The following is an 18,076-nucleotide window of genomic DNA, read 5'->3' on the forward strand; positions in this document are numbered from 1 at the left end:
TCCGAATGAAATTTTTAAAAATATATACAATCATTTTCCTCTTTTTAGGGGTATATAGTTACTCACAAGTAGATACTATTTATCGTGCTCCAAACGTATATGCTAAAGGAAAAGTGAGCAATAATAAAATTTTATTGAAATGGTCTGTAGATGATCCAGTTTTGTGGAAAAAATCGTTAAAGACAGGATATAGTGTACAGCGCACAACGGTTTTAAGAGATGGCAATCCAATAATGAAAGATGAAACAGTTATACTTCATGAAAAATTATTGCCTTTGCCTTTAGCACAATGGGAAAAAATTGCAGAAAAAGACAGTACTGTGTTAATTGTTGCTCAAGCGATTTATGGAGAAGATTTCGAGGTGGAAAGAAAAGGGACTAACCTTGAAACAATGATGTTGTTAAATGATGAGAATAATCAACGTTTTGCTTTTGCAATAATGGGTACTGAACAATCTTTTCTAGCGGCGAAAACTGCGGGTTGGGGTTTAGAAGATACCACTGCAAAACCCAATGAAAAATATGTTTATACCATAACCTTGCTTGGAGTAGTTGGAGATTTACACGCATCTGTATATATTGGATTACAAGATAAAACAGATACAACACCTCCGTTGAAACCCGAAGCTATTTTTGGAAACAATACAGTGATGATTATTTGGGATTTTGAAGCACAACAAAATTTATATTCTTCTTATCATTTGGAAAGAGCAACAGATGGGAAAAATTTCAAAAGATTAAATAAAGCACCCATTTTTTCTTGGGAAAGTAAAAGTAAACTCATTTCCTATACTGATAATTTAGAAGAAAACGGAAAACTGTATTATTATCGTATTTTAGGTATAGATACCTTTGGAGAGGTAAGTGCACCTTCTGAGGTTATTTCTGGAAAAGGAATTAATATTTTAGAATTTTCTCCTCAAATTACTGCTAAAGGAGTTATTGCAGAAGAGGAAGTTAATATTGAATGGAATTTTTTAGAAGAAGGAGAATCTAAAATTTCTGGTTTTAATGTTTTGCAAGGAGATACTGAAGACGGACAATTTCAAGTGGTAAAACAAAATATATTACCACAATCTAGAAAAGATATTGTAAAGACTAAATTAAAACCGTCAAATTATTTTAAAATTCAAGCAGTTGCAAAAGAAGGAGGATACAGAGATTCTTTTCCAGTATTAGTGCAACCGGTTGACTCAATACCTCCGCTTCCTCCAATTCAATTAGAAGGGAAAATAGATTCATTAGGAGTAGTCTCATTAAAATGGAAACAAAATAGCGAAATTGATCTACAAGGTTATAAAGTATTTAGAGGTTATACTCCAACAGAAGAGTTCTCACAAGTAACAAGAGCAGTTTGGATGAATAACTCTTATAGAGATTCTATTAATGCGAAAGCGTTAAACAAAAAAGTATACTATAAAGTTATTGCAATAGATAATAGATACAATGAATCAGGATTTTCGGAAATAGTAGAAATAAAGAAAATAGATTTAATTCCACCATCTTCACCAGTTATTAAAGATTATTTATTTGAAGAGAAGAGTATAAAAATAACGTTCATTCAAAGTAGTTCCGATGATGTAGTAAAACATAAAATCTACAGAAGATCAGAAAAAGAACAAGACTGGATGGTTATAAAAGAGATAGATTCTAGAAAGATTACCGATTTTACAGATACAGATTTGGAAACCAAAGTAGAGTATTATTATACTATAGTTGCCATTGACGATGCTGGAAATGAAAGTGACCCTTCAGAACCTTTAATCGCATCGCCAATGATGCCTTTAGTAAAACCAGCAATAAGATCATTTGATTTTCATGTAGACAGAAATAATAAAAGGATCGAGCTGTTTTGGTCAACCAAAGAAAAAGAACTCTACGAATATCAGCTCTATAAAAGGAAAAAAGACGGTGAATATATTCTATTCAAAATTATTCAGCCTAAAAAAGATAAAATGAGCTATATAGATACAAATATCAACCCAGGGAATGTTTACGAATATGCCATTAGAGCAGTGTTCAAAGATGGAGCATTCAGTAATTTTAAGGAAATAATTGTAACGTATTAACGAAATTCATAATGTTAAAAAATAAAATAAGACATATTTCTTTCTTCATTCTAATTCTTCTTTGTAGTTGCTTAAAAGAAGAAATGCTAGTTGCAAAGGCAGATTTTGTTATAGAGGAAACAATAACGCCAAACGGTAAAATAGCAAAGTTCATCAACCTATCAACAGGAGGAGAGGCCTTTGAATGGACATTTGAAAATGGTTCGCCAGCAACATCGAACGATTTTAATCCAGGAGAAGTGAGCTTTATGCAATCAGGAACACATACAATACAATTAAAAGTATCAAACAAAGATGGTTCGGTTTCAACAATTGAAAAACAAATTGTTATAGAAACAAGCCCTACTACCGATTTTAATTATGAAATCTTAATCAATAATTATGCACCAGCAGAAATACAATTAACAAATTTATCGCAAAATATAGCGTCCTATAATTGGTCGTTCACATCAGGTGTGCCTGTAAATAGTACCGATGCACAACCTACCAATGTAATTTTTAGTACGCCAGGTCAACATACAATAACTTTAAACACTGTTGGCACAAACAATGAAGTGGGGCAAAAAACAATAACATTTGATGTATTACCAGAATTGAATGCCGACTTTGATTATACTGTCCTTCCAATAGACAATGATTATAATGCACCCGTTAAAGTTTTTATTCAAAACAATACGATAAGTGCAACTTCCTACTCATGGGAAGTAATTGGAGCCAATCCTTCAAATACTACAGCAGAAAATCCTAGCTTTGTTTTCAATAGTCAAGGAAACTACCAAATCAAATTAACGGCTATAAATGGCAAACAAACGCAAACGGTTATAAAGAACATTCAAGTTTTAGCATATACGAACCTAAGTATTCAAAATGATGTAAAATTCGGAATCAATACTGCTCAAAACACGCTTGGATGTTATTATTCTACTGTAGAAAAAACAATGTATAAGAGCAATCAAATAGATTCTAATAACGGATCTTTAATAGATATTGTCTTCTTTGGTTTAGGAAGCACTTTTTCTTCAAACGTGTTTGTATCTCCAACCAATACAAATGCTTTTGGTTTAGCAACAATTCCTAATGCTACAGCAACAACCTATACAAATAAACAAGAAAATTGTAGTTGTACAGTGGTCACAGAAAATCAATTTAATGCCATGACAAGTGATGCTTTTCTACAAACATTATCAATTACAAATGAAACAACTTCTTTTAATAATGGAGTATTACCTAGAATTATTCCCTTTGCAACAGCCGATGGAAGAAAAGGACTACTCAAAGTGAAATCATTTGTGAATGACGGAGCCAATTCCTATGTGTTGGTCGATATTAAAGTTCAAAAAAGCCTATAATTTTTAAAATTTCCCTGTGAACCCTAATATAATTACTTATATAATTTTGTTTGCCAATTTTTTTAAACAACTCTTTTCAAATAGCAGTTCAAATGCTTTTTGTGAACTCAAAAGACACAAAAAAAGTATCCAAAATCTACTAAAACCCTCTTTGTTAATGCTATTTTTGGCATTAATCAGTCAACCATCCCAATCCCAATCTATCGATTTAGGATCATTTTCAGGGCAACCTTTTAAAATTGGAGGAGGGATCTCAGCAGGAGCAACCTATTTTAATTCTAATAGAAATGCAAGAGAACCTTTCGTATATAATTTTACAGGAAACGTTAACCTTTCGTTCTATTCCTTTTCAATGCCTATTTCTTATAATTTCACCAACCTAGGAGGGCAATTAGACTATAAGATACCTTTCAATTTTAACAGATTAAGCATTAGTCCAAAATACAAATGGATTACGGCACATATTGGAGATGTAAGTATGACATTTTCTCCCTATTCATTAGCGGGGCATCAGTTTAGTGGAGCAGGAGTAGAACTAACACCAGATGGACCACTCAAATTCTCTGCCATGTACGGTCGATTTCTAAAGGCAGTAGAAGATGATGATAATCCAAATACCTTACCAGCTTTTAAAAGGATAGGATATGGTAGCAAAGTTGAATATGTAAAAGATAAATTTAAAGTAGGGGTAATTGGTTTTTATGCTAAAGATATAATCAATTCATTACAATTCATTCCAGATGCTAAAGACATCACCCCAAAAGAAAATTTAGTAGTAAGTATTTCTGCAGAGGCAAAAATAAATGAAGACCTAAAATTATACACAGATATTTCTAACTCTTCTTTAACACAAGATACAAGAGCAGAAGATACCAATGAAAAAAAAGGAATAGCAAGCCTTTTCTTTAACAATAGAACCTCGACTCAAAATTTCAATGCCTACAAGGTAGGATTGGATTATAAAATACAAAAAACAACATTAGGAACTAGTTTTGAAAGAGTAGACCCTAACTATCAAACTTTAGGAGCCTATTTTTTTGCTAACGATTTGCAAAACATAATGGTTAATCTTTCTCGACCTTTTTTTAGCGACAAAGTGATGTTGCAATTAAATGTAGGAGTGCAAGAAGATAATTTAGACAATAAAAAAGTTACCACTACTAATAGATTAGTTGGAACATTAAACGCATCAGCGCGTTTTTCCGAAAAATTAATATCTAATATCACAATAACCAATCAAACAACGACCACAAATGCGAATCCAGATCAGTTTGCGCAGATCAATCAAGTAAACCCAGAGTTGAACAATGTAGATCAGATTAATTATAGACAATTATCAAGAAGTGCTAATATCAATACCAATTACAATTTTGAAGCTACAAAAAAGAATAAAAAAAATATTGTTTTCAATTATTCTTTTAATCAAGTAGCAAACGAACAAGGAGGCATAATTCGTGTAGGACAACTGTCATCTTTTCATAATTTTAGCACCAATTATTCACATGCTTTATTGAAGTCGAAATGGGCATTTTCATCTTCATTAAATTTTACCTATAGTACTATAGGAATTATGGAAACTTCAACCTACGGAACTGTTTTAGGTGTCAATAAGAAATTTTTAAAAGACAAATTAACAACACAGTTCAGTACAGCTATTAATCAAAGCAATAGTGAAACATCTGCTGTTCGAAATCTCAACTTTAGACTCACATCGAGTTACAAATTGTTTGAGCAACACAATTTTAATCTTTCCGCATCACAAGTTTTTAGTAACGCTTCAGGAACAAATCCAAGACCAAGTATCAATGAAGTGACTGTAACTTTTGGTTATAATTATAATTTTGGTGGAGGAAAGAAAAAAGACAAAGAAACAGAAACCGTTCAAAAAGTTGAAAAAAACAGTTTAAAAGTAAAAATAGACGATGCCTATATAGAAAACGATGCTTTAAAAATCAAAAAAGCTATCGAAAAACAAATTGCAACGTTAGATTTTAAAAACTTAGATTCATTAAAGCAAAGTATAAATAATAGAAAAGCAGCAGTTTTTCAACAACTAGAAGCGTTTGATACTATTACCGATAAGAAGGCATTGAAAGAAAAAGACTTAAAAAATAGTATAGCAATATTGAATGAACAAATCCAAGAGATGAAACAATTTAATATAGAATATAATAAAATAGCAGAAAATGCAATCAAGCAACTTCTTTTCAATACACGCGACACGAATTTGTTTAATAAGAATTACTTCGTAAAAAAGTACAATTTAAGTAATACAGAAGTAACAAGAAACAGGAAAGAACAATTCGAACAAATAGAACAAGCCATCCTAAAAGAGAATATTCCACTCGATAAAAAAGATGCTTTCGCAATCTCTCATCTCAAATTAGTATTGTTTTTAGAAGAAAATGAATCTGTCGATGAGGTAAAAGAGAAATACCAAAGCAGCATAGACAATGAAAAGCAAAATTGCTATATTCAATGGATAAATAAAGAAAAAGAAAATAAAATTATTGATAATTTAGAATTAAAATTAGCACAAAGCTTTATTCAAAAGTACCAAACAAAATTCCAGATCAAATGATAAATAGTACATACAAAAAAGCAAATCGACTATTCTATACTCTAGTATTAGTATGTTTAGTGCAATTAGGTTGGGCACAAATTTATCCTGTTCAGGTTAACAGTAATGTAATTCCTCCCTATTTATCATCTGTAGCAAAATACAGCACAACAACCGATCAAAAATATTTAGTCAATATTTTCACAAGCGATTTGAATGTGGTAAACAGGCAAGTCCGATTGAAACTATACATTCAAGGAAACGGCATTCAAGCGCAATCCACACCTGTTGTTGTTGGTGCTTCACCTTTATTCATAAACGGAGGAGAATCATTACAATTAAATAATTTAGACTTAGCGCCCTATTTTGAATTGCAAAACCTGCAAGGCATCAATCCATTGCAATATAGTGGTGTTCTTCCGCAAGGCAATTATAGTTTCTGTATAGAAGTCTATGATTTTATAACCAATCAACCTATCTCTCAAAAATCATGCACGTTTTTCTATTTCATTTATAATGATCCTCCTTTCTTAAACCTTCCTTTCAATCACGAAGTAATACATTTCCAAGACCCGCAAAACATCATTTTCACTTGGACACCAAGACACATCAATGCCACAAATATAGAGTATGAGTTCGTTTTAATTGAACTATTAGACAACCAAGCCCCGTCAAACTATGCTTTTATGGTGGGTGCTCCTATTTGGCAGACAATTACGAATAACACTATTCTTCATTATGATTTCACCTTACCGCAATTAACCTTAGGTAAAAAATATGCTTGGCGAGTAAAAGCAGTAAGCCAACCGGGTTTTGGAGAAGACGCTGTTTTCAATAACAATGGCTATAGCGAAATATTCGATTTTGTATATGCAGGAAATTGTAATGCACCAGAATTTGTAATAGCACAGTCTGTTTCTGCCCGACAAGCCAAAATTATGTGGCAGAACAATCCAAATCATCTGTCCTATATCGTGCAATATAGAAAACTTGGAACAGAAATTTGGTTTAATGCACCAGTAGCCAATAATGAAGCACAACTATTCGATTTAGAGCCGAGTACTACCTATGAATTTCAAGTAGGAGGTACTTGCTTAGGCGATGTAACTACTTTTTCTGCCATTAATCAATTTACACAACCAGAAACGAATGTGGCTGTAATTGATTGTGGTATAGCACCCACAATCGATTTAGCGAATGTTACACTCTATTCTGAAGCATTAGCAGAAGACATGGTTTTCATGGCTGCCGATTTTGCAGTACATATTAATGAAGTTGAAGGAGTAGGAACCTATACAGGGAAAGGATGGACACGATTACCTTATTTAACCAATATTAAAATAGCGGTAGAGTTTGAAAACATCAAACTAAATTCCGAATTGCAATTAGTCGATGGAGAAGTAAGAGCACAGTATGACCCTGAGTGGAGTAATATTTTAGATGTTAACGAAGTAATCGATGTGGTTGAAAACGTTTTAGATAACTTTCAAGAGTCGAATGATACACACAACCATACCGTAAATTATGTAATTGGAGATGTAAATAATATTGTAGTAGAAGATGGAAAAATACTAGTTACCAATCCAGACACAGGAATGGTGTCTAATATTTTCGATTTCGATCAAGGAGAAACAACGACTATTACAGATAGCGAAGGAAGTGTGTACACTGTAGATCCAAATGGGAATGTATCGTTTCAAGGACAAGGTGTAGGAATTGCAAATGCTTCTAATACAGAAAACCTAAATAGTAAAGGAGAAGTTATAGCACTATCAAACGTAGGAGCAAAAGTAGTTTTTAGTCGTAACGATCAAAGTGTCGCTTTTGACGATTCGAGTGCCAACTATTCGGGTGCTCCAAACAAATTAGCAGCAGAATACAAAACAATTAAAGACGGTTCAGGAAACGATTATCCTTTCTACTACAAAGGAATCATTAACAAAGAAGACGGAAAAGTAAGCTACGATTATGTAACTGCAAAAATCACCATTACCGATACTTTAATAGAAGCAAAAAACATTGTTTTTAATGTTAAAGGAATAAAAGTAAATGCAATAGACAGTACTACAGTAGGTAATGTAGTCACTAAAACTTTAAAAGTACCTGCGTTTACAACAGAGGGAGATAATGAATTGTTAGCCTTAGTAAAAACCGATTCCTTAAAACAAAAAGTAGTGGGTGCCATGATGGTAGTACCTATAAAAGACATCGGTACAGTAAACATAAACCTAGTACCTGTAAATGGAGCAACCATTACACAAGCAGACATCCAAGCGATAAAGAATATATATGGCGGAGCAGGAGTTACTTTAAATATAACGACACTTCCAGCCCATACCGATGGGATTACAACCCTAGAATGTGGCAACAGTGGTTGGATTGCCAATTACACCAACGAACAAAATGCTTTTATAGATAGGTTTAAAGCAACAACAACAATAAATAACAATGCCTATTACCTTTTTGTTACCAAAGATATTACCCCTTCAAGACCATTATCAGGGTTCATGCCATTACACCGCCAATTTGGTTTTGTCTTCACAGGGCAAACAGGAACTGGAGAAATAAAACAAACTAACGGTTCTGGTTTAGCAACAGTAATTGCGCACGAACTAGGACATGGTGCTTTCGAACTAGAACACCCTTGGGAAAAATACGATTACGATAAAAATGCTTATGCAACCAATTGGTTAATGGATTATGCTAGCGGTACAAAATTACCCTATAGACATTGGCAACAAATCAGCCACCCAAAAACGAAGTTGTATTTGTTTCAGAGTGATGAGAGTGGGGAGCAAGTTACAGATGAATTACTTGCAGCTCGCTTTATTGAATCAATAAGAGGCTATACCTACAATAATAATTCAATTTCTTCAAATTCACCTACATCAAATGGCACATTGAATGATGTTATATCATTAAATGAAATATTAATTAATGCAAGTAATTTTGAAGATTCAAATTTTCATCTAATTGGTCAAAAAATAACAACAATTGATAATCATGAGCTATTTTTTGATTTGAAAATTTCGGAGTTTAATAATAAGACTATTAATTTTAATAATTTAGTTAGTGAGCTAAAAATTAATAAATTTAATTCACCTGATGGAAGTGAAACGCGCTATTATTATCCATATAACAATAATATTTCTTCACAAGAAAGTACATCATTAACATCTATTGCACCTAATTATAGTATTTTAAAAGGTGTATTGTTTGTAGTGCCTAATCAAAAAGTTAATGTTTTTGAAGAGAATGTATTGAATTTTAATTCAAATGTTTCAAAACAACAAAATTGGATAGAAAAGATAAATACTGCAATTGTAAATAAAGATTATAGTACTATCCAAAAAATACCAGTAATAGCGCTTTCTTATACAAATATAAATGCAAGAATTAGTTTGTTTGAAGATATTGCAAAACAAAAATTAACCACAACAAATGGTTTTATAAGTAGGTTGTTTAGTGGAAATATAGACAAAGAAATAATTTATGTTTCCTTATTGAAATCCATTATCGATGACCAAACAAACGAAGAAAATAATGACCTTTTTAACTCTTTTATTAGTAAAGATTATAAAAAGATATATGATCAAATTGATGATGAACAAACTAAATTAAAACTTTATAAAGCTGTTGCAAAATTAGTATCAAAATCGCAACAAGAAAATGTTTATAACAAATTCTTATCGATTTTTAACGATAGTAATTTTGAAGACCAAAATAGCGAATTATTAGCTTCTATCCTTATGGGAATAGATGATTACAAAATAGACGAAACAAAAGTAAATATTTTAAACATTATAAATTCACAAAATGATTTTAGTGGTATTAAAAATAGGTATCATAATTTAACAGGTTTAGATCAAGAATATTTCAATTATTATTTAACTAAATGGGCAATAGCATATTATAGTTCAGAATATCTAAACATCAAAAATAATTATCAAAGTTACTTAGATAATGGAGGAATAATGGAAGGTGCAGACCTTACAAATCCTAATTTCCAATATTTAAAAAGGGATTTTTTTAAGTTAGATTATTTAGGTATAGGCGCTATGTGTCCTAGCCAGTTAGATTGTAGCTATTTACAGCATTATAGTAGCTCTTTCAATCCTAATAAAGATTATTTTTTTAGTTTTGGTTATAAAAAATATAATCCTCAAATTCAAAAAAGTAATGATGTTATTTATTACAAAACAGGAAAACCTTTTTCAGATTTTGTTTGTATATACTTTAATGAAGATTATAATTATCTAAATATTAAGAAAGGCAAACTAATAGTAGCTCCATTATTTTGGGCTGAAAATTTTGCAAATAAACATAATGATAAAATTGCTGGACAAACATTAACTGTAGCTTTAGAAGGTGCAGCACTAATTTCAATTCCATTTACAGCAGGACAAAGTGTAACGGTTGTAGAGGCAGGTTTAATGATAATTACTGGAACAAGTGCAATAGCTGTAGAACTATATGAAAATGAATTATTAGGGGTTGAGGGCGGAAAAGAATTTAAAGATGCAGTAACAGCAATAAATATTCTTACAGGTTCAGGAATAGCCATTCGATCTATTACTAGAGGTATTAGTTTTGAAGTTAAAATTGATGATTTTAGAAATTTTATAAAAACAACTAGTTCCCAAAATATTGAAAATTTAAAGAACAGTTTAGCAAATGTTATCAAAAATTCAATAAAAGTAGGTAGTAGAATAAAGAATTTCAATATTGAAGAACTAAAAGCATTAGTCTATGAATTAGATTTAAAGAAAGCATTTCGCAGTAGTTTAAATAACACATATTGCAAAGTTAAAAATAATGTATTGGCTACAATTGTAAGTGCAAATATAGAATATGAAATTGCAACATTACGATATTTAGATGGTTTGCAAAGTAAAAATTTATATTTAGCTTCAAAAGAAGGAATACAAATCATTCAAAATGTAAACGGTTATCAAAAAATAGGGGAGTTAGAAAATGTTTTTATAACCGAAAATAATCTTGTAAAAAATAAAAATGTATCCATTTATCTTAAAGAAAATAAAATATTCTTATATTTGGATGAAGTTGTTAATCAGGCAGGGAAGATTACTACAGCCGCTGAACTTAAAGCATTTTTAAATACAGTTGATGAGACAACTACCATTGCTCAACTTGAACAAAAAGGTATAAAATCATTATTTAGAGGTACAACTAGAAGTAAAGCCGATAATACATTATTTCCTGGTAATCCAAATTCACAAGCATTTGGTATTTCAACTTCGACAGATCCAATAAAGGCAACTATATTTTCAATAGAAAGTGCAACAAGTAATGGTGCTTATAAAGGAGTTTTACAAATTGGATTGCCAAATGACTTGAAAAACATTGTTCTTTCTGCTCCTAATTATAGAGTGGGGTTGGAATTAGAAGTGATACTTAAAACACCTGCGGATAATTTTGCAAATTTATCTAAAGTAGAAATTTCAGTAGAAGATGCTAGAAAATTAGTAAAAGAGGTATATGGAGTAGACTTGCCAGCAAGAATAACCACACAAACAGATTCAAGATATTTATTAGAGACAATACCTGAGTCAAGTTTAGAAAAAGCGTACGAATTTTATCAAAAAGCATTTAAGTATAATATTAAATAATGAGAGAGTTATCAATTAGTGATATTTTTTTTAAATTAAATCAGCAAAATTACTTTAATGGGATACCTACACTGTCACTGTTAGATGTTCCAACTGAAAAGGAGTTAAGTAGGGGACTTAGTAATAAAATGCTTGGTACTAACGAAATATTTATATTTGCTTCAGCTGATTTTACAGATGTTAAAACTGGTAGTGAATTTAATGTAATCTTTCCGTGGAAAAACCTACATGAATATGAAAAGTGTTCTTGTGTTTTAAATTATGTGTCTGTAAATCCAAATTATGAAACAGATTATCTTCCTAAAGGATATTCAGCCTTATGTATATTGGAATTTATAAATGGAACCCCCGAAATGTTGAGATTACTAGCAATTTATGGAGAAAAAAAAGATTACACAAAGCACGATACATTGATTTTGACACAAAAAGAGGCATTAAATAGATTATTGAAAGAAATAGAAACCATTGTTTAGGTGGTTTTATTTTACATTTTGTAACACGACCCGATAACTATGGTTTAAGCAAATAATAATTGTTAAAATTTTGAACTATTTTTTGCGAATAATTGAATATCTTTATGTTGGAAAAAACAATAGGTCTTGCGAAGTGGGAAGAAGACTCTATCTTCTTTCCTTTCAAAAGAAAATATGTTTTTTTTATGTTTATTATGCTATTTGTTTTTTATCATAGAATGCGCAGCGGGTAAATCCTTTGTTAACAGGGACTTCAATGCCTATTATCAAATCATCTTTTCCAATCTTTTAATTTGTTATGGAATATATTTTAGGAACACATATACATGGAGAAACTTCGAAAGTTTATCCTACTTTAAGAATAGAAAATACTTTTGAAAAATTAGCTATAATATCATTACTTGATAGTGTTGATGATATTGGATGTTTTATTGAATGGCTACAGAAAGAAATAATTGACAAAAACATTTCTGATTATTCTTTTGAAAATGGAATTGAATTTCAACCCATATTATTTGGTAGTAAAAAATCAAAAATTGCAGAGTATTTAGATGGAAAAATAGTAGGAGGACAAGAGTTTGATACTCAAGAATTTTTAGAAGTTTGCTATGCATGGAGGGATTTTTTGAAACGAATAGAAGATGAACAGTCCAGATAACTATGGTTTAAGCAAATAATAATGTTAAAATTTAAAACTATTTTTTGCGAATAATTGAATATCTTTATGTTGGAAAAAACAATAGGTCTTGCGAAGTGGGAAGAAGACTTTATCTTCTTTCCTTTCAAAAGAAAATATGTTTTTATGTTTATGCTATTTGTCTACCAACTTTGCAGCTGGGGCTAAAAATTTAAGTTTAAAAGAAAGAACTTTTAGGATGTTTTTTTCGATTTGTTTAACTATGAAATAGAACAAAAGTTAGAATTAGAATACAATATTTAACGAAGCATTTATATTTTTTGAAAGCCCATTAAAACCTTTTTTTGCTTCGATATTAGATAACCATTATGATTTGTTTATTAACAAATCATATACTTAAATTACTTTAAGTTTAACATTATTAACCCCAGACCCGATAGCTAGAATTTGTAATCAGTACCCTCAATGACAAGTAAAAACACGTACTAGTATAAAAATTACTAAGCCGTATCAAAGTCGTATCAAAGTCGTACATAAGTTGAGTATAAGCCAACAAGTTATTTGAATAAATAAAAACCCAACACCGCTACCGTACAATTCCTATCGTGTGGTTCTTAATCAAAAAGCCTTATTTTGAAAATCAGCAGCAATTATATACATTTACAGAAGTGAATTAAAGTAAAATATACTGTTCTTCTTTCTTGAAATTTGGGTTTACTCCGTCTTTACTCCGTGTATACTTAGTAGTAACCTCGATGATACTCCATACTTGTGGTACCCTAAGATAATAAGGAAAAGATAGAATTTAATTTATTTTGGAGTTGAATTAGGAAAACAATTAGCTAATTCTATTTTGGAAGAATTAAATACAGGAAATCTTAACACTCATGATAGTTCTACTAATTTTCTGTTAAAAGAATATATTTCTCAATAATATATTAAAAGTGCAGTGTTTTATTCGAAATAAAAGATTATTCTTAAAAATGTATTTAATTGCTTGTGAAGACATAAAATGTTAAACTAAGTTAAAACTTAACATTAACTTAACATTCGAAAAAGAACGAAGTGTGAAATTTGCAAAAAAATCACACATCTAATGAAAATTTTTAAAAAACTGACAATTTTTGGGTTTTTCCTTTTTGCAACCCTTACAGCTTTCTCTCAGGCAAAGATAACTGGAGTGGTTGTTGATCAAGAATTTAATGAACCATTACCTGGAGCAAATGTTCTTATTAAAGGAACAAAAGACGGTTCTACAACAGGTTTTGATGGTAAGTTCTCAATTTCTACTTCTTTAACTTCAGGAGAAATTGTTATATCTTATTTAGGCTACAAAACGAAAACTATTTCATTTACTATGAAAGGGAATAGTATTAATGTAGGAAATATTTCACTTTCTAGTGATGAAAATCAATTGGAAACAGTTGTTTTAATTGGAACTGGGATTATTGACTTAGCAAAAGACAGAAAAACACCTATTGCAGTTTCAACAATCAAAGCTATTGAGATTCAAGAAAAAGTAGGTACTTCTGATATTACACAGGCTATGGTGAATACTCCGTCTGTATATGTTGCTGATCAATCTAGGGGATATGGGGATTCTAACATTAGAGTACGTGGATTTGCACAAGATAACACTGCAGTTTTAATTAATGGACAACCAGTTAATGGAATGGAAGATGGATTAGTGTATTGGTCAAACTGGTCAGGATTGACTGATATTGCAAATGGAATACAAATTCAAAGAGGTTTAGGTTCATCAAAATTAGCAATTTCTTCTGTAGGAGGAACAATTAATATTGTAACTAAAGCTACTGATAAAAAAGAAGGTGGTTTTGCGTCATTAGGAGTGGCTAATAACAGTTATTTCAAGACATTAGCGGGTTATAATACAGGATTGAATGAGAAAGGTTGGGGGATGAGTATTATGATGTCTCACTGGCAAGGTGAAGGATATACTATAGGTACACAAGGGCGTGGTCAAAATTATTTTATTTCAGTAGGTTACAAGCCTAGTGATAAACATAATTTCAATTTCTTACTGACTGGAGCACCACAATATCACAATCAAAGCTATTCACAAAGTATTAGCACTTTCTTAGAAAAAGGAAGAAAATACAATAGTAACTGGGGTACTTTAGACGGTAAGTTTAAAAGTGAAGTTGGTAACTATTACCACAAACCAGTTGCAAATTTAAACTGGGATTATACAATTTCTGAAAACTCAAGTTTATCTACAGTATTGTATGCTTCTTGGGGAAGAGGAGGAAGTGTTGGAAGTGTTGGAGGCGGAAGAGTAAGAACAAATGGACAAATTGATTTTGATCAAATTTATGCAAATAACTTAGCCAGTACTACAGGCGCTTCTACTTATGCCTTAAGAAATTCAGTTAATAGTCACGAATGGTATGGTTTAATAACGAATTTTGAGACTAAATTTACAGACGAATTAACTTTTAATGCTGGTTTTGATCTTAGAACATACAAAGGAACTCACTTCAGACAACTAACAGATTTATTAGGAGCAGACTATTATTTGGATAATGATGTTTTAAATGTTAATAATCCTAATAATCAAATATCAGCAACTTACAATTCAGATCCTTGGAGTGCATTATTTAACTATGCTGATGAAGGGGAAAGATATGCGTGGGATTATGATGAAAGAATTACTTATGGTGGTGCTTTTTCTCAAATAGAATATTCAAATGACAAATTTTCAGTTTTTTTTCAAGGAGCGTTATCTAATCAATCTCATGTAAGATGGGATAGATATCAATATTTACCAGCGGATGAAAAATCTAAAAGTGTTAACAATATAGGCTATAATGCTAAAGGTGGAGTGGCTTATAATATTAATGAAAATCATGCTGTTTACAGTAATGCAGGTTATTATTCGCGTCAACCTTATCATGATAATATTTATTTAAATTTTGGTAATGATGTAAACCCTTTAACTAAAAACGAGAAAATATTAGGTCTTGAATTAGGATACAGTTTCAACTCTTCTTATTTTTCTGCTAATTTAAATGCGTATAGAACGTCATGGAAAGATAGAGTCACCACAACCTCATCTGTTGCTGAAGCTGGAGATGTAGTTGGTACTACTGTGTTAAATGAAGGAGATATTGTATATGCAACAAATCAAGGTGTTGAACAATTGCATTCAGGTGTTGAATTAGATTTTGTTGCTAGGCCAATTCAAAAACTTAGTTTAAAAGGTTTTGCTTCTGTTGGTGATTGGAAATATCAAGATGATGTTGTAACAACTTATAGAAATCAAGATAGAGTTATTCTTGATCAGGAAAAAAAAGATGTAGATGGAGGTGAAGTAGGTGGAGCAGCTCAAACTTCTTGGGGTTTAGGTTTAAAGTATGAAATTTTTACTCGCTTTAATATAGATGTAGATTGGAGAAATTACACAAAACTTTATGCAGATGTATCTCCTATCAAAGAAAATTTAGAATTACCAAAATATGATTTAGTAGACGCAGGACTTTCTTACAAAATGTTAGTTGGTAAAGATGATAAAAATTCTGTAGCTTTTAGATTAAACGTAAATAATGTTTTTCAAGAAATATATTTAGCATCTATAGTAGCTTCAAGATCTTCTGGAAATGTTGATGGTCTTTTTCAAGCTAATGATACTGATGCTTCTTTTAATGGAATCAATGTTAAGAACAGTGCTTACTTTGGTTTAGGTAGAACATGGAATTTCTCAATTAGATATAATTTCTAATAAAGAAATTTAATTATATAACTAACCGCTTCACATTTTTTGTGAAGCGGTTTTTTTATTTAGTATCTTTGTTCAAATCACTTTTAAAATTAATAATTATGTATTCAGCTCTACAATCAGCACATTCCATTTTTGCCTATATTGTTTTGTCAATTTTGTTTTTAGCAGCAATAAATGCGATAATAGGTATTACTTCTAAAAAAATATTTACAACTAAAGATTTAAGAATATCATTGTTTGCTTTAATATTGTCGCATTTTCAATTATTATTAGGGTTTGTTCTTTATTTTGTTTCTCCTTTAGGATCAGCATCTTTAGGAAATATGGATAAAGCATTTCGCTTAACATCATTAGAACATCCATTGATTAATATTATAGCAATAGCATTAATTACAATAGGGTGGTCTAAACATAAGAAAGAAGAAAGTAATAATGGTAAATTTAAAAAAATAGGTATTTTCTATACAATAGGGTTTTTACTAATTCTGTCTAGGTTACCTTGGGCAAATTGGCTTAACTAATGATTTTAAGTTGTAAAAATTGAAATGAAATTCTCAACAAAAATAATTTGCTCTTTATTTTTACTTGTTTTTGCAAGTAGTTTTACGAGTAAAAAAACAGGTATATTTACTAATAGAAATGTCTTTTTTGATTCTATAAAAAAAGATACTATTTTGGTTGACTCTATTAGTTTAGATTCCTCTTTAGTGATAAAATCATTCAAAGAAAGTGTTCATGCATCATATTATCATGATAAATTTAATGGTCGTAGAACTGCAAGTGGACAAAAATTTAATAATAACCTTTATACAGCAGCACATAAGAAATTAAAATTTGGAACAAAAGTTAAAGTAACCAATACAGTTAATGGTAAATCTGTAATTGTAGTTATAAATGATAGAGGACCTTTTATAAAAGGAAGAGAGATAGATTTATCTAAAAAGGCTTTTATGGAGATTGCTAAAAATAAAAAACGGGGATATTTAATTGTAGACCTAGAAATTATAGAAGAATAAAAATCGGCAACTGCCGATTTTTTTATGCAAAAAAATTAACAAAAAATTAAGTTCGTTTAGTTCGGTTGTAAGCGAACTAATTAATAAATTTGCAAAAAAATATTCAAAATGACAAATCAAGAAGAGAAAGAAGAATTGATAGAAATGTTTGGAGTACATTTTGAAAAGCATTATAATTTATCACCATTGAGTTCAAGAATTTTAGCATTATTAGTGATAGATGCATGTAAATCAGGATTAACTTTTGAAGAATTAGTTGTAAAGTTAGGAGCAAGTAAAAGTTCTGTTTCAACAAACATTAATCTGCTTTTAAAAATGGGGAGAATAAATTATTATACAATTCCAAACGATAGAAAAAAATACTTTAAAGCAGCACCTTTAAGTCAACGATTAAAAAATTATTTAGATTTAGTTGAAGATGAAAAAACATTGATTAATAGAATTATGAATTATAGAGAGAAAAATGTGTCCTGTAATGCAGAAGCTATAAATCTTAAAAATAGTATTGCTTACAAAGAACACATTCTGAAAGTTGAAGAATTACTAATTAATACAATAGAAAAATTTAAAGAAATCGAAATCACAAATTAATCCAATAAATAA

The 18,076-nt window shown here is 30.5% G+C and carries 10 protein-coding genes and 1 pseudogene; all 11 read left to right on the forward strand.

What is annotated here, in order from left to right; genetic code table 11:
* The first annotated feature begins 5 nt into the window (after positions 1-5).
* Positions 6-2,069 (forward strand): fibronectin type III domain-containing protein, encoded by a 2,064-nt coding sequence (locus tag LXD69_RS06005; protein WP_246918238.1) that lies wholly within the window; start codon positions 6-8, stop codon positions 2,067-2,069.
* A gap of 11 nt (positions 2,070-2,080) precedes the next feature.
* Positions 2,081-3,418: a PKD domain-containing protein gene (locus LXD69_RS06010; RefSeq protein WP_246918240.1), complete on the forward strand. Its 1,338-nt coding sequence runs from the start codon at positions 2,081-2,083 to the stop codon at positions 3,416-3,418.
* A gap of 157 nt (positions 3,419-3,575) precedes the next feature.
* Positions 3,576-5,999, forward strand: a complete 2,424-nt coding sequence (locus tag LXD69_RS06015) for a hypothetical protein (protein WP_246918241.1) — start codon at positions 3,576-3,578, stop codon at positions 5,997-5,999.
* Entirely contained in the window at positions 5,996-11,608 is a 5,613-nt protein-coding gene (locus tag LXD69_RS06020; protein ID WP_246918243.1) for a fibronectin type III domain-containing protein, read from the forward strand. The genes LXD69_RS06015 and LXD69_RS06020 overlap by 4 nt, the downstream gene beginning before the upstream one ends.
* Complete coding sequence (locus LXD69_RS06025; protein ID WP_246918247.1) at positions 11,608-12,081, forward strand: hypothetical protein; 474 nt, start codon at positions 11,608-11,610, stop codon at positions 12,079-12,081. The genes LXD69_RS06020 and LXD69_RS06025 overlap by 1 nt, the downstream gene beginning before the upstream one ends.
* A gap of 298 nt (positions 12,082-12,379) precedes the next feature.
* Positions 12,380-12,739 (forward strand): hypothetical protein, encoded by a 360-nt coding sequence (locus tag LXD69_RS06030; protein WP_246918248.1) that lies wholly within the window; start codon positions 12,380-12,382, stop codon positions 12,737-12,739.
* Positions 12,740-13,532: 793 nt separating this feature from the next.
* Positions 13,533-13,652: pseudogene (locus LXD69_RS18010) on the forward strand (hypothetical protein); the annotation flags it as partial.
* A 162-nt stretch (positions 13,653-13,814) separates the two neighbouring features.
* Positions 13,815-16,457: a TonB-dependent receptor gene (locus tag LXD69_RS06040; protein ID WP_045969985.1), complete on the forward strand. Its 2,643-nt coding sequence runs from the start codon at positions 13,815-13,817 to the stop codon at positions 16,455-16,457.
* A gap of 98 nt (positions 16,458-16,555) precedes the next feature.
* Positions 16,556-16,978, forward strand: a complete 423-nt coding sequence (locus tag LXD69_RS06045) for a hypothetical protein (RefSeq protein WP_045969983.1) — start codon at positions 16,556-16,558, stop codon at positions 16,976-16,978.
* 24 nt (positions 16,979-17,002) lie between these two features.
* Complete coding sequence (locus LXD69_RS06050; protein WP_246918250.1) at positions 17,003-17,473, forward strand: septal ring lytic transglycosylase RlpA family protein; 471 nt, start codon at positions 17,003-17,005, stop codon at positions 17,471-17,473.
* Positions 17,474-17,581: 108 nt separating this feature from the next.
* Positions 17,582-18,064: a GbsR/MarR family transcriptional regulator gene (locus tag LXD69_RS06055; protein ID WP_246918251.1), complete on the forward strand. Its 483-nt coding sequence runs from the start codon at positions 17,582-17,584 to the stop codon at positions 18,062-18,064.
* Positions 18,065-18,076 lie beyond the last annotated feature (12 nt).

Origin of the sequence: Flavobacterium sediminilitoris (assembly GCF_023008245.1) — a bacterium.
In the GTDB taxonomy this organism is placed as follows: Bacteria; Bacteroidota; Bacteroidia; order Flavobacteriales; family Flavobacteriaceae; genus Flavobacterium; species Flavobacterium sediminilitoris.